This window comes from Slackia exigua ATCC 700122, from assembly GCF_000162875.1.
Taxonomy (GTDB): Bacteria; Actinomycetota; Coriobacteriia; order Coriobacteriales; family Eggerthellaceae; genus Slackia; species Slackia exigua.
Genome location: NZ_GG700630.1, coordinates 600,437 through 613,739 on the forward strand (window position 1 = coordinate 600,437; position 13,303 = coordinate 613,739).

The following is a 13,303-nucleotide window of genomic DNA, read 5'->3' on the forward strand; positions in this document are numbered from 1 at the left end:
AACATCGAGCGAATGGAAAAAGCAGGGGCTCGCCGAGCGGGCGGGCGCGATGGATGTCAGCGCTTCTGGGGACGCGCCGTCGCGTGAAGCCTGTCGTAGCGCTCGACGTTCGGGTTCGCTCCGTTGACGTAATGCTCGCTCAGCTTCGCGAGGATCTCGTCGGCATGGGCCGAAGGATCGTCGAAGGTCAGATCGAGCTCCCAGGAATCGACCAGAGGAGAGATGCGTCCGAGCATGTAGCCGTACAGCTCGATGAGGGTCGCCCTGTCCGTTTCGTAAGCGCTGTTGGGCGCGAACACGAGACCGCGCATCTCATCGCATGTGGACGAGACATCGTCCTCGAGGGCCTTGGCCTTCTCGTAGGCCGCCTGGCGGTCGCTCATGGACGAGGACTCGAAGGTGCCGTTGTAATCGTCGACGCAGGAAAGCAGGCGCGAGCGGAACCCGTCGAGTTTATCGTAATAGCCGGTCAGCGCCGTATAGGCCTCGTCTTCGGACAGAGCCGTCGACGCCGTGTCGTTCACGATGGCCGCAGGCTCCGCCGAAGGCGCATCGCTCTCGGGCGAATCTGCGGCATCGTTCGCGGAACCGCCCGATGCAGCCGGGGGCGCTGAAGGCGCATCGGAAACCTTCGTCGTGGACAGGAGGTAGCCCGCGACGAGCGCGCAGACGATGACGATGAGCGCGATCGGCACGAGGATCGCCGCACGCCGCTTGGGAACGGCGGTGTCCTGCGTGAAGCGACGCGCCTTTCCCGAGGAGACGACGACCTTGTCGGACATCTCGGTGATCTTCATGCGCTGCGTGTCCTCGACAGGAAGGCGCTCCCCCTCCACGATATCGAGGCCGCGCAGGGGATCGACCGCATCGGGAGAGCCGTCCAAGGTCACGACCTGGGTCGTGCGCGCGCCGCATGACGGGCAGTACCGCGCGTTCTCGTCGAGGCGCGCACCGCACCATGTGCAATATCCGGCCATGGAAGCCCTCCTTTCAAGCATGTCATCCCGCGCGGCGGCGGGAGTCCGGTTCTAGATGCCTTCGCCGTATCCGAAACGGCGGATCTGGTTCAGATCGCGACGCCAGTTCTTCTTGACCTTGACCTGCAGATCGAGAAACACCTTGCAGCCGAGCATCTGCTCGAGGTCGAGGCGCGCCTCGATGCCGACGCGCTTGATGGCCGCGCCGCCCTTGCCGATGATGATGCCTTTCTGGCTGTCGCGCTCGACGAAGACGGTGGCATAGATACGATACATGTCTTTGGCGCGGTCGTATTCGAGGTCGTCGGCGACGACGCCGATGCTGTGAGGCACTTCGTCGCGATAGCTGCGCAGGATCTTTTCGCGGATGAACTCTGCGACGATGACCTCGAACGGCTGGTCGGTATCCATGTCGTCGGGAAACCACTTGGGCCCTGCGGGCAGGGCTGCGATGACCGCCTGGACGAATCCGTCGACGTTGAAACCGGTTTTCGCGGACAGGACGATCTCATCGTCCCAGGAATCGAGGGCACGGGCAGCATTGAGCTGGTCCTCCACGATCTGCGCATCCACTAGGTCGGCCTTGCTGAGCACGAGGATCTTGCGCGGGGCCTTCGCCGCGCGCACCTGGTTCGCGACCCATTCGTCGCCGCGGCCGAAAGGCTGGCTCGCATCCACCACGAATGCGACGACATCGACGTCTTCGAGCGCCATGATGGCGGAGGTGTTGAGCTCTTCGCCCAGGGCGTCGTGCGGTTTGTGCAGGCCCGGCGTGTCGACCATGACGACCTGCGCGTCATCGGTCGTGAGAATGGCGCGGAAGCGATGGCGTGTGGTCTGAGCGGTGCTCGACGTAATGGCGACCTTATGTCCGACCACGGCATTGATCAGCGATGACTTCCCTACGTTAGGGCGTCCGACCAGCGTCACGAAGCCGCTCTTGAACTGATTCGACATGAAGGTCCCCTCGCTCGCTTCCCCGGCCGAACCGACATCGACCGCATCGATGGATCCGCTCCTCGGACGGCGCGAACGACGCGCGAGGTGCGGGATGAACGACACGATTATATATAAGAAGAAGGCCCGCCGAAGCGAGCCTTCTTGCATCCAAGCGAACGAGCAGGCATCTAGCGCAGATGCTACTTCTGCTCCTCGGCGAGGACGACGTGGCGCTCCACGTCGTAGTGCAGACCTTCATGCTCCTTGCCGAAGAACATCAGCTTGGAAGGCGCGAAGCCTTCGATGTTCGCCAGGTAGACATGGATGAAGATGAAGATGACGAAGACGAACATCATGAAGTAGTGGATGATGCGCACCGCCATCGTTCCACCGAGCGCCGCGGTCAGGCCGGCCGTCGCGCCCATCGTGGGACCCCAGATGCACAGACCCGTGACGAACATGATGAGGATGAGCACGGGAATCAGCAGATAGGAGATCTTCTGGGGAACGCCGAGCTTCGCGGACTGCGGATGATCTTTCTTCATGAACAGGTAGTACTTGATCCAGGCACCAAGCTGGTGACGGTTGTCGGCCTGCGGCAGCCAAGTCTTGTAGTCCTTGACGACCGCGCGGGTGCCGCCGGTAGGGGCGGACTTCACGACGAACGCCATGATGACGCGAACGAGGCAGTTGATCGTCAGCACGAAGCCGAAGAAGATATGCGCGCCGCGTGCGATGCCCATCACTCCTGGGACGAACGGAAAATGTATGATGCAGCCGGAAATGATCAGAAAGACCATGGCCACGAGGTTGATCCAGTGCGTAATGCGGAACGGCAGCGGATGAGCCTCGTCGTAATGCGCGAGATGGGCCATTTACTTCACCCCCCAAGGGCTGGTGACGGTTTCGAACTTCTTGCCCGTCTTCGGTTCGACCACATGCACGGCGCAGGCGGTGCAGGGGTCGAAGCTGTGGACGGTGCGCAGGGCGTGGATCGGCTTTTCCATATCGGTCACGGGAACGCCGATAAGGGCCTGCTCCATGGGGCCGTGGACCCCGTCGGGATCGAGCGGCGCGATGTTCCATGTCGTCGGAATGATGATCTGATAGTCCTGGATCTTGCCGTTCTTGACCTTCTCCGAATGGTAGAGCGCGCCGCGCGGAGCCTCCCAGAAGCCCGTGCCTTCGCCTTCGACGGCGTCGGACTTCGTGAAGTAGGTGCTGTCGCCGCCCTTGATGGCTTCGACGAGCTCGGCGAGCCATTCCTTCATGAGCGTCGCGACATAGAGCGTCTCGACCTGACGAAGAGCCGTGCGGCCGATCGTCGAGGAGAACGGGGAGAGATCGCCCGGTGTGCCGCCCAGCGCGACGAGGAGCGCGTCGACGTGCTCCTTGATGAACTTGTCGCCGCGCACGTAGGCGACGAGCACGCGGGACGCGCCGCCCATCTCGAGCGGCTTGCCGTCGTAGCGGGCGCACTTGTTCCAGGTGTAGCGATCGTCGGTATTGTATTCCGTGTATTCCGGATTGACGCCCTGCTCGAAGGGGGGCAGGTCCTCGGAACCCGAATACCAGGAATGGCCCACGTACTCGGTGATCTTGGATTCTTCCACCTCGGAGAGCTGGTAGTTGCCGTCGGGACCCAGTTCGATGACGCCGGAGGGCATGTAACGATCGGCCATCTTGAAGGACTCGCGCTCGAAGACGCCCCAGGCGCCGTAACGACGGCAGCCGGCACCGAAGTTGAACGCCTCGGGGTAGAACTTGCCGAGCGCGATCGAATCGGGCACGGCGACCGCGGCAACCCAGTTGTACAGACGATCGATCAGGCCCTTGAGGTCGTCGAGCTTCTGGTCGGTGGGAACGAACATCGTGCCGCCGGGAATGAGCGTCATGACGTGCGGCATCTTGCCGCCGAGCACCGCGGCGATCTCGGAGGCGGTGCCCTGCATCTCGAGCGCCTCGAGATAGTGGGCCGTCATGATGAGGTCGGCTTCAGGCGTGAGGTTGTATTCATTGGTGCCGTCGGCGTACTGCTCGGCCGTCGGGAACCAGTTGCCGCTGAAGATGGACAGCTGGCCGTTGTCGGCGAAGCGGGCGAGACGGTCCTGCAGCGAGACGAAGTCGGCGTTCTTCAGGCCGTATTCTTCGGCAACGTCATACGCGAGGCCCGTGTCCGCATTCAGCGCGTTGAGCGGGTTGACGTAGTCGAGCGCGGCGAGGTTGTACAGCCAGAGGATATGGCTGTGCAGGAACTGGGCGCCCTCGAGCATGTTGCGGATGATGCGCGCGCTGTTCGGAATCGCGATGCCGTACGCCTTCTCGGCGGCGATGGACGCCGCATGGGCGTGGGACACCGGGCAGACGCCGCAGATGCGCTGGACGATCTGGGCCGCATCCTGGGGGGTGCGATCGCGGACGACGAGCTCCATGCCGCGGAAGCATCCGCCGGAGACCCATGCATCGGTGACGATGCCGTCGTTGACTTCCATCTCGACGCGCAGATGGCCCTCGATACGGGTAATCGGGTCAATCGTGGTGCGTGCCATATCCTATCGCCCTCCCTTCTTGATGTCTTCCAGAACCTTGTCGTCATACACGCCGATCGACTTGTCGGGGTGCTTGGCATCCCATGCGCGCACGGGTTCGAAATCGGCGCCGTTCGGGACGCGCCCGGCGGCCTTCATGCCGAAGCCGTGCGCAACGAGGGCGACAGCTTCGATGCCGATGATGCCCAGCGCGAGCGTCGTCGGCTGGAAGATGAAGTCGCCGATGCGCAGATCGCGATGACGCTTGTTGAACGGAGCATTGACCTGGACCCAGTTGTCTTTGGGATTGTGCGGATCGGCCTCGCAGCATCCGATGCAGGGTCCGCCGGAACGGATGCACCAGCTGCGGCCGCGGTTGTACATCGCGACGCCGCAGTTCGCCTTGGTCTGAGGCCCGCGGCAGCCGAGCGGGTAGAGGCAGTAGCCCATGGCTTCCTCGGGAGAACCGTATTCGTAGACGAACTCGCCGTTCTCGAAGTGGCCGCGGCGTTCGCAGTTGTCGTGGACGGTCTGCGAGAACACTTCCTTGGGCTTGCCGAAGGCGTCGAGCTCGGGAAGCTTGCCGAGCATGACGACGCTCACGAGGCAGGCGACGAGCCACTCGGGGTTGCCCGGGCATCCGGGGATGTTGATGACGGGCGTTTCGATGCCGCGCTCTTCAAGGAGCTGCTGAACGCCCATGGCGCCTGCCGGATTGGGATCGGCGGCCATCCAGCCGCCGTTGACCGCGCACGAACCGATCGCGATGACGGCATTGGCCTTCTCGGCCGTTTCCGCCAGGATGTCGGTGCCCTTCTCCTCCGCGACGCGGAGGGCCCAGTCGTCGAAGCCGCGCAGGACGGCCCCTTCGTAGACGAGCACGAAGTTGCCCGCCTCCATGGTCTGACGGCGCGCCTCCTCCATGCTGTAGCCCGCGGCGGCGGACAGCGTCTCGTTGTAGTTGCATGAGATCATCTCAAGCACGACGGACGCAGGGTCGGGGTCGGCCGATCCCGCGAACGCCTCGGTGCAGCCGGTGCAAGAAGCTCCCTCGATCCAAATCGCCGGATAGAGTCCCCCTTCTGCAGCGCCGATCACCGATTTCTCGACAGCTTCAGCTACGCGTGGAGCAGCGGCTTTGCTCAAGCCGACCATGACCGCAACCGTACCGCACATCTTCATGAAGCTGCGGCGGCTGACGCCGCGAGATTCAAGGATATCCTGGAATTTCGTGGCAGTGGCCTGATTGTCCATACGTACACCTCCTCTTTCCTAACTGCTGACAAACCGATACCGCTATTGTGCGTGAAAGGAATGCGTACGATGCGTGAAATCAACGGATCGATGACGCCCTATCGTCAAAAGGCGAGAAGGTGTTACCCTGCAAACATAACTTCACACTGATTCGACGTTCCCCCTTGCGGCACAGATGCTACCCGATATACGCGTTCTTGCATGGGAACAGATGCACGGATTTGTAAAAATTCCTGCGCAGACGGCGCATGATTCACACAACCCTCACGCGCGTAACACTCGTCTCCGGGCGATCGAACCGCTAGTCGCACACCTTCCATGCATCGCCTTCGCGTTCGATGAACCCCTCGCGCGCAAGGTCGGCGAGGATCGAGCGCACGTCGTCTTCCGACGGGGCGTCGCGCCCCTCCGACCGTTCGAATGCGGAAAGCCGCTGCGCAAGCGTGTCGCCGTCCATCCGGCCGGCGCCCATGACCTCGCGCAGGAGCCAGGCCCGTTTCTGGCGGCGCGATCCCGGAAACGCGCTCTGGCGCACGTACGCCTTGGCTGCGCGGGCGGGATTGCTGCACGTCCGCTTGAGCTCGGCGCCGTAGTCGAGCAGCGCGTAATACCATCCGCGCACGTCGGCGTCCGGACATGTCGCCTCGACGAGGGGACGGATATCCTTGTCGGGCACGTCCTGGGCATCGGGGAAGAAATGATGGATGAAGACGGCGCGCACATTCGTCTCGATATACGTGGATGGCGCGTCATGCGAGAACGCCATGATGCCGGCCGCCGTCGAGGGTCCGATGCCCGGCAGCGCGACCAGCGCTTCGTAGGTTTCGGGAAGATGCCCCGCGAAGTCGCGCACGCAGATGTCGGCGGCCTGCTTGAGCGCGAGCGCGCGGCGGTTGTATCCCATGCCCTGCCATTCCTCGAGCAGGTCGATCCGGGCGGATGCCGACAGCGCATCAAGGGTCGGGAACCGCGCCATGAAGCGCCCCCACCGCGTGAGCACGCGTGCGACCTGGGTCTGCTGCAGCATGACCTCGGATACCCAGATCGCATACGGATCGGTCACGTTGCGCCAGGGAAGATCGCGATACAGACGCGCGCCTTCTGCACGCACCTGCTCGCAGAAGGCGCGAAGGGATGCGTCGTCGATGCAGGGAGAGCCGTCCGTCGATGCGGGGCGCCTCATCGCCGGGGGTTTCTTCCGTGCCGGAAGAGGTCGTCGAGCGTGATGCTCGCATAGTAGGCCTTCAGCATGGATTCCGCATGCTTCCAGACCGCGTGGAACTCGCAGCCGTCGCGGCGGTCGCAGAAGCGCTCGTCATTGGTGCAGGCGGTCATGGAGATGGGGCCCTGCACGCATTCGAGCACATGAAGGAGCGTGGTCGTGGACGGATCGCACGCAAGCGCCAGCCCGCCCCTCGCGCCGCGCTCGGCGCGCAGGAGGCCGGCATGCACCAGGTCGTTCTGGATGCTGCGGGCGAAGGCGTACGGGATGCCCTCCTGCTCCGCCACTTTAGTGACCGATATGACCTTGCCGTCGTTCTTGTAGGCCGCGCGGATCATGCGGCAGGCATAGTCGGTGCGACGATTCAGATCCATGAACGTTTCTCCCCTGTCTCAATCCATGTGCGACGACGCGGCGCCTTCCTCTCGCCGCGCCATCGTGCGCGCCGTCTTCCCACGCGGAGGCGGCGCGCCTGTCGGTGCGTACGGCCGCCGGCCCTTAGAGCCCCTCGGTCGGAGCCCCTGCCTGATCGGATCCGAAGCCGTCTTCGGACGTTCGTCCGACCTCCTGCTCCAATGCGGCGATCTCGTCGCGGAATTCATGCAGGACGGCCGATTCCATCTGACGGTATTCGACGGAGTCGAGCGGCTGGAAACTCGCCAGATGCTCGTACATCATCGCCTGGGTCACCGGGATATAGCGGCGCGCGCGCATGCCCTGCCGATACGCGTCTTCGAGCGCTTCGCGCGCGGCCATGACGATATCGGTTCGCGCAAGGTTGCGCGACATCCGCGTCAGGCTGCCGAAGTCGAGCCCGCGGATGGACGGGTGGCGCTGCGCGATGGCGCGCCAGATACGGCGCCGCTCCGACTCGTCGGGCAGATAGATATCGATGACGTCGATAGGCTCGAGAAGGTCGTACAGAAAGCCGGAATCGTTCGTCTCGCCGCCGATGGAGGCGAACACGTGAACGTCCGGGCTCTCGATCGCGGCGCGCAGCCACATGAGCGTCTGATAGGCGATCTGCATGGGCATAGGCAGAGAATGCTCAGCGTCGTCGTCGGAGGAAGCCATGGCCTCTTCCATCGGGGCGAGCCATAGGTCGATGTCCTCGAGTATGAGGACGCTCGGCGATTCCACGGTCATCCGGCCGGGCGCGAAACGCGGGGAGCGATCGGCCGAAACCGTGAACGAAAGCACAGGAAAACCTTGCGAACCGCTTTGGATGCGCATCCGCATGGCAGGAAGGCCGACCTCGTTGGCGGCGGCTTCCATGAATTCCGCCGCATCGGAGCGGGCGGAAGCCCGCAGGACGATCGAGCCGACCGCGGAAAGCCCGTCGAGCCCGTGGCATTCGCGCAGCATGCCCATGATCTCTTGATACGCCTCGTCGTGTTCGATGCCTATGCCGAGGGACCGGACGTCTTCGATGATGCCGTCGTATCCGACGAGGTCGGAGAAATTGGGATGCCTGGGTTCGGCTGCCTCCGCCTTCGGGGAAGACCCTTTGCGGGAAGAGGCCGCCTTGGCGGCGATGATCTTCACCTTGGGACGCGACGGCCCCGCTGCGGATTCATCGGACGCCGATCCTTCCGGCTGCGGCGCGCCATCGGCCGGCATGCGCGGACCGTCTGGGCCGACAGCCGTCGAGGACAAGTCGGACAGGTCGGATGCCTGGGCATTCCCGGTTGCAGAGCCGTCTTCGCCGCGCATGGCATGTTCGTCCGCCGCCTCGGCAAGGCGTGCGAGCCCCTCGGCCATGGCTTCCACCGCCCCGTCGGGCAGCGAAAGCGCGGAGACGCTTTCGAGATCGACCGCTTCCCCGAGGGTGCCGGAGATGATGTCGGAGATGCGCTCGAGCTCGTCGCGCGAGAAGCCGAATTCCGTCGCCTTATCGAAGGCGAGCTCTTGCAGCATGGCGTTGCAATCTTCGAGCTCGGCATCGCTCAGGTGCGGCTCGAGCTTGTCGTAGGCGTATTCCGCGATGGAACGTTCCTTAAGGCTGCATGCGAGATTCCACGCCTCGCGCAGCGCCTCGAGCGCGTCGTCGGGCACGAGAGGGGATTCTGCGACGAGCGCTTCGTAGGCGCCCAGATATAAATGCATCGCAAGCTCGGGGTTCACGGCCTTCGCAGCGCGCGCCTGGGCGAGATAGTCGGCGGCGGTCCGCGGCGCTTCGGCGGGATCGTTCGAATGATTCGCGAAGTTCATATCGTCATGATGCCTGTCGAACATTCTCACCAGCCCCCTTCGATGGTCGTAACTCGCTTGGCAGATCATTTTATACGGTTACCGCAGCGCTCACAAATAAAACCCGCCCATGCACACGCACTGCGCACGCATGGCGGACGCGGGCATGCGCAGCCGGCGAACGACATGATGATTCCTTGAATCGAAGCGAAGCACGGTATGCTTGAAGCGCGAGAACGAAGCGATCGGCGCTCGGCGCGACAGATCGCGACGAGGCCGCATCCTGCGCGAAGGAGGCTCCATGAACGAAGGCACGCAGAACGGCGAAGGGGCATCCACGCGCAACGATACGCTCGGCCGCGCATCTGAAAAGGATGCCGCAGGCCATGCCCGATGCGCAGAGGAACCGCAGCGCATCGCCTCGGGACGCACGCTTCCCGACGGAAGCGTCGCCTACGACGCGCGCGAAGCGCACCCGTTCATCGCGCTTGCAGCGCCCGTCGTCGCCATCATCGTCGTCGTCTGCTTCGTAGCCGCCTTCATGCACACCTTCACCGGCGCGACCGAAGCGGAACCGCCCACGCAGATCACCGATCAGAAGACCGCGAACACTCCGGCCGACGCGCGTTTGAAGCCGAGCGTCGAGACCGACGCGGGCAGCCCGGCGCGCTTCGACGCCATCGAACTCGAGGACGGCACCAGGCTGACGCTCGCGATATCGGAAAACGGAACGACGGTCGTCGCCGACGAGGCGCTTGTCGGCGAAAAGATCGGCGACGGCATCGCGACCGACGACGATACGCGAGACGACGAAGCGTGCGCGGCGTACGCCTACGACGACCTCTCGCATCCGTATGCGGTGTATTTCGAGAGCATCGGCATGAGCTTCGCCGCAGACGCAGCGTAGGCAGGCGCGCCGCGAAACGTCATTTCTCCACCGGACAGGTCCAGTCGAGGACGTTCCATCCGCGGCGCTTCGCCTCCCGTTCGAGCGGGTTGTCCGGAGAGACGGCGAAGGCGTTGTCGGCGGCGGCGAGCAGAGAGATGTCGGAATGATGGTCTCCGAACGCCGCGGCAAGACGCCACTTCCCCTCCCCATAGCGCGCCTGAGCGTAGGCGCGCAGCGAACGGACCTTATGGATGCCTTCGATGCACGGACCGTCGACGCGCGTCGTGTACAGGCCCCGCCGATCGACTTCCATGCGGGTGCAGATGCAGGCGTCGAAGCCGCGCTCCTCGCGCGCGCGCTGCACGATCGGGTCGAACGTCGCCGAGACGATGACGACCTCCGCGCCGATCGCGCGCAGCTCCTCCATGACGCCGGCGGCTTGCGGACGGAAACGCTTCTGCCCTTCGATGACCTCGTCGTAGAAATCGCGCAAAAACGCATCGACCTCTTCGCGCGCACGCCCCTCGAACGCGGTGAACACGAGTCCGCGCACCCACGCCTCGTTCTGAGGAAGGCGCAGCTTGTAGGCCGCCGCCCACGCAAGGATCTTGCCGATGACGCGTTTGCCGAGCATGCCGCGCTTCTGGAGGTAGCGCACGAGAAGCACGGGGGAATTCCCCTGGATCGCGGTGCCGTCGAAATCGAAGGCGGCGATCAAGTGCTGGCCGGGATGTTCGATCGCGACGCGCGCGACCTGGTCGATGACGGCGTTGTCCTGATCGTCGAGCATGGCCTACTTGCTTTCTATAAGGGGAATCTCGTCTTCGCAGGCCTCGTCGAGATTGCCGTCGTAGACGTAGTGCCTGGTCTCCTTGGCGATGAGCGCGGACAGGGCCAGCACCATGATGATATTCGGAACGGCCATGAACGCATTGCCGATATCGGAGATGGTCCAGACGACATCGCCGACGCCGATGGCGCCCAGGAACCCGACGATCACGTACACGATCTGATAGGGACGGATGGCCTTGCGGCCGAAGAGGTAGGTGATGCAGCGGTTTCCGTAGTAGCTCCAGCCGAGGATCGTCGAATAGGCGAACGACACCATGCCGAGCACCAGCACCGGCGTGCCGACGTAGGGCAGCGTGGAGAAAGCGGCGCTCACGAGCGCGGCGCCTTCGGAGATGGATCCCGCGGCCATGATCTCGGGATGCGCGAGCAGGGCCGAGACGACCACGACGCCCGTGATGAGGCAGATGACGACCGTCGACCAGAACGTGCCGGTCATGGCGATGAGCGCTTGGCGGGCAGGGTTCTTGGTCGCGGCGGCGGCGGCGACGATCGGCGCGGTGCCGAGGCCCGATTCGTTGGAGAACAGGCCGCGCGCGCAGCCGAACTGCAGCGCGATCATGATGCCCGACCCCACGGCGCCGCCGAACGCGGCTTTGGACGTGAACGCGCATTCGATGATGGTCGCGAACGCATCGCCGATATAGGGCGCGTTCCACGCGAGCATGACGAGGCAGCCGCCGACGTAGGCGACGGCCATCACGGGCACGAGCTTCTCGCACACCTTGGAGATGGACCGAACGCCGCCGAAGATGACGAGCGCGACCGAGACGGCGATGACGAGCCCGATGCCCCAGGCGGGCAGATCGGGGAAGCTGGATTCGATGATGCCCGTCATGGCCGCGGACTGCACGGCGGAACCGGTGCCGAGCGTCGCGATGACGGCGAAAACGCAGAATAGGACGGCTCCGAGCTTCGCCCACCAAGGCGTCGTCCCGTCGGCGCGCTTGAACGCGCGCTCCCATGCGTACATGGCGCCGCCGAGCATCTCTCCGCCGGAATCCTTCACGCGATACTTGACCGAGGCATAGACCTCGGAGTACTTGGTGGCCATGCCGAAGACGCCGGTGAGCCACATCCAGAAGACGGCACCCGGGCCGCCTGCGAGGACGGCGGTCGCCACGCCGACGATCGATCCGGTGCCGATGGTGCCTGCAAGCGCCGTGACCAGGGCTCCGAATTGGCTGACGTCTCCTTCGGCCCCATCGTCGTCGGTCACCGACATCTTGATGGCGAGAGGAAGCTTACGCTGGATGAAACCGGTGCGGACGGTCATGAACAGATGCGTTCCAAGAAGCAGAACGATCATCGCAGGGCCCCACACGGTTGCATCGATTGAGTTCAGTACACGTATGATATCCATAGTCGATGGATTATAGGCACGTTGAACTTTCAAAAGTTCAAGATGCCGCCGTTATTCGAATCTGTAAGAAATATATTTCCGAACGCTTACCGCACCGTATGGGCGAAAGCCTCCCGAAAGAGGCTTTCGCCAGGATGTTCATGCATGTTCAAGAACGGTGCGCCGACAAAGCGATCCGCAAGGGAACCATGAACCGTTCCTATTCCCCGGAAGACAGGAGCGCCGCCGCGATCGGTCCCGTGGGAGACGTCGGGCACATGAGCACGCGGCCGGTGCCGCGATAGACGTTCACGAGGCCTTCGCCGCTCGCCGCGGATCCGATGAGCGATTTGGTCGTGCGCTCGACCGTGAACTGGAGGCTCGGCGACCAGGCGACGGCCATGGATCCGTCGATCTTCACAACGTCGTTGTCGAGATCGATCGTGATGAGCTCTTCCTGCGGGACGGGGCTTTCGAGGGCGACGACGCCGTCGCCGTAGAGACCGAGGCTGAACAGGCCCTCACCGCCGGCCACGGCAGACGATACGTTGGAGCGCATGACGGCCTTGGATTCGACGTTGCCCATGGAGGCGAGGAACATGCCGTCCTCGACGACCACGCCGCCGCCCCAGTTCGCCTTGAGGTCGTGGAGGAGGATGAACTTGTACGTCGGCTCCAAGATGACGGTGCCCGTGCCCGTATAGCGAGGTTTGATGGCGCTTTCGCTGGTGACCATGCCGCGCGCCATGCTCTTAAGGAGCCCGCCTGCGCCCTTGATGTCGGTCGTGGCCTCGACGGAACCGAGGATGACCTGCATGGCGCCCGCCTGGGTGATCAGGTCGCGGCCGTCGCCGGCGAGGTTGGCGACGACCTGGCGCTTGCGCACATGCATCTTGCCCATGAAATATTCGTTCTGGGCGTTGAAATGGCTGACCGAGGGGTCGCGCTCGTATTCGAGGACATCGAATCCCCCGACGCTCTGGGTGACGGAACGCGTCTGCGTGGTGAGTCCGTACAGGTTGAAGCTCATAGGATCTCCTTCGTGCTACGGCCCGTGAAGGGCAGGCGTGCGACCCCGTCGCAGGGGGTCCTGACCCCCGCATTCTACCATCG

The 13,303-nt window shown here is 63.8% G+C and carries 12 protein-coding genes; 1 reads left to right on the forward strand and 11 read right to left on the reverse strand.

What is annotated here, in order from left to right; all coding sequences use genetic code 11:
- Nucleotides 1-56: 56 nt before the first annotated feature.
- From HMPREF0762_RS02665 to HMPREF0762_RS02700, 8 genes are all read right to left on the reverse strand, one after another.
- Complete coding sequence (locus tag HMPREF0762_RS02665; RefSeq protein WP_115314198.1) at nt 57-977, reverse strand: zinc ribbon domain-containing protein; 921 nt, start codon at nt 975-977, stop codon at nt 57-59.
- A gap of 51 nt (nt 978-1,028) precedes the next feature.
- Entirely contained in the window at nt 1,029-1,934 is a 906-nt protein-coding gene (gene era, locus HMPREF0762_RS02670; RefSeq protein ID WP_040619227.1) for a GTPase Era, read from the reverse strand.
- 182 nt (nt 1,935-2,116) lie between these two features.
- On the reverse strand, nt 2,117-2,791 hold the full coding sequence (locus HMPREF0762_RS02675; protein WP_006361855.1) for a cytochrome b/b6 domain-containing protein: 675 nt from the start codon (nt 2,789-2,791) through the stop codon (nt 2,117-2,119).
- On the reverse strand, nt 2,792-4,465 hold the full coding sequence (locus tag HMPREF0762_RS02680; RefSeq protein WP_006361856.1) for a nickel-dependent hydrogenase large subunit: 1,674 nt from the start codon (nt 4,463-4,465) through the stop codon (nt 2,792-2,794).
- Between the two features lie 3 nt (nt 4,466-4,468).
- Nucleotides 4,469-5,698, reverse strand: a complete 1,230-nt coding sequence (locus HMPREF0762_RS02685) for a hydrogenase small subunit (protein WP_006361857.1) — start codon at nt 5,696-5,698, stop codon at nt 4,469-4,471.
- A 301-nt stretch (nt 5,699-5,999) separates the two neighbouring features.
- Nucleotides 6,000-6,881: an HhH-GPD family protein gene (locus tag HMPREF0762_RS02690; RefSeq protein WP_006361858.1), complete on the reverse strand. Its 882-nt coding sequence runs from the start codon at nt 6,879-6,881 to the stop codon at nt 6,000-6,002.
- Nucleotides 6,878-7,294 (reverse strand): RrF2 family transcriptional regulator, encoded by a 417-nt coding sequence (locus HMPREF0762_RS02695; protein WP_006361859.1) that lies wholly within the window; start codon nt 7,292-7,294, stop codon nt 6,878-6,880. Before HMPREF0762_RS02695 ends, HMPREF0762_RS02690 begins: the two co-directional genes overlap by 4 nt.
- A 124-nt stretch (nt 7,295-7,418) precedes the next feature.
- Nucleotides 7,419-9,155: a hypothetical protein gene (locus tag HMPREF0762_RS02700; RefSeq protein ID WP_009077705.1), complete on the reverse strand. Its 1,737-nt coding sequence runs from the start codon at nt 9,153-9,155 to the stop codon at nt 7,419-7,421.
- A 256-nt stretch (nt 9,156-9,411) separates the two neighbouring features.
- Between HMPREF0762_RS02700 and HMPREF0762_RS02705 the strand changes: the two genes are divergently transcribed.
- Nucleotides 9,412-10,017 carry a hypothetical protein gene (locus tag HMPREF0762_RS02705; protein WP_006361861.1) on the forward strand — a complete coding sequence of 202 codons (606 nt, stop codon included), beginning with the start codon at nt 9,412-9,414 and terminating at the stop codon, nt 10,015-10,017.
- Nucleotides 10,018-10,036: 19 nt separating this feature from the next.
- Here HMPREF0762_RS02705 and HMPREF0762_RS02710 read toward each other — a convergent pair whose 3' ends face one another.
- From HMPREF0762_RS02710 to HMPREF0762_RS02720, 3 genes are all read right to left on the reverse strand, one after another.
- Nucleotides 10,037-10,789 (reverse strand): HAD family hydrolase, encoded by a 753-nt coding sequence (locus HMPREF0762_RS02710; protein WP_006361862.1) that lies wholly within the window; start codon nt 10,787-10,789, stop codon nt 10,037-10,039.
- A gap of 3 nt (nt 10,790-10,792) precedes the next feature.
- Nucleotides 10,793-12,211, reverse strand: a complete 1,419-nt coding sequence (locus tag HMPREF0762_RS02715; RefSeq protein WP_006361863.1) for an alanine/glycine:cation symporter family protein — start codon at nt 12,209-12,211, stop codon at nt 10,793-10,795.
- A gap of 199 nt (nt 12,212-12,410) precedes the next feature.
- Entirely contained in the window at nt 12,411-13,220 is an 810-nt protein-coding gene (locus HMPREF0762_RS02720) for an AIM24 family protein (RefSeq protein ID WP_006361864.1), read from the reverse strand.
- Nucleotides 13,221-13,303: the final 83 nt, after the last annotated feature.

Coding starts and splice junctions, on each gene's coding strand:
- HMPREF0762_RS02665 (WP_115314198.1), bottom strand. CDS start 977: ATGGCCGGATATTGCACATGGTGCGGTGCGCGCCTCGACGAGAACGCG.
- era (WP_040619227.1), bottom strand. CDS start 1,934: ATGTCGAATCAGTTCAAGAGCGGCTTCGTGACGCTGGTCGGACGCCCT.
- HMPREF0762_RS02675 (WP_006361855.1), bottom strand. CDS start 2,791: ATGGCCCATCTCGCGCATTACGACGAGGCTCATCCGCTGCCGTTCCGC.
- HMPREF0762_RS02680 (WP_006361856.1), bottom strand. CDS start 4,465: ATGGCACGCACCACGATTGACCCGATTACCCGTATCGAGGGCCATCTG.
- HMPREF0762_RS02685 (WP_006361857.1), bottom strand. CDS start 5,698: ATGGACAATCAGGCCACTGCCACGAAATTCCAGGATATCCTTGAATCT.
- HMPREF0762_RS02690 (WP_006361858.1), bottom strand. CDS start 6,881: ATGAGGCGCCCCGCATCGACGGACGGCTCTCCCTGCATCGACGACGCA.
- HMPREF0762_RS02695 (WP_006361859.1), bottom strand. CDS start 7,294: ATGGATCTGAATCGTCGCACCGACTATGCCTGCCGCATGATCCGCGCG.
- HMPREF0762_RS02700 (WP_009077705.1), bottom strand. CDS start 9,155: ATGTTCGACAGGCATCATGACGATATGAACTTCGCGAATCATTCGAAC.
- HMPREF0762_RS02705 (WP_006361861.1), top strand. CDS start 9,412: ATGAACGAAGGCACGCAGAACGGCGAAGGGGCATCCACGCGCAACGAT.
- HMPREF0762_RS02710 (WP_006361862.1), bottom strand. CDS start 10,789: ATGCTCGACGATCAGGACAACGCCGTCATCGACCAGGTCGCGCGCGTC.
- HMPREF0762_RS02715 (WP_006361863.1), bottom strand. CDS start 12,211: ATGGATATCATACGTGTACTGAACTCAATCGATGCAACCGTGTGGGGC.
- HMPREF0762_RS02720 (WP_006361864.1), bottom strand. CDS start 13,220: ATGAGCTTCAACCTGTACGGACTCACCACGCAGACGCGTTCCGTCACC.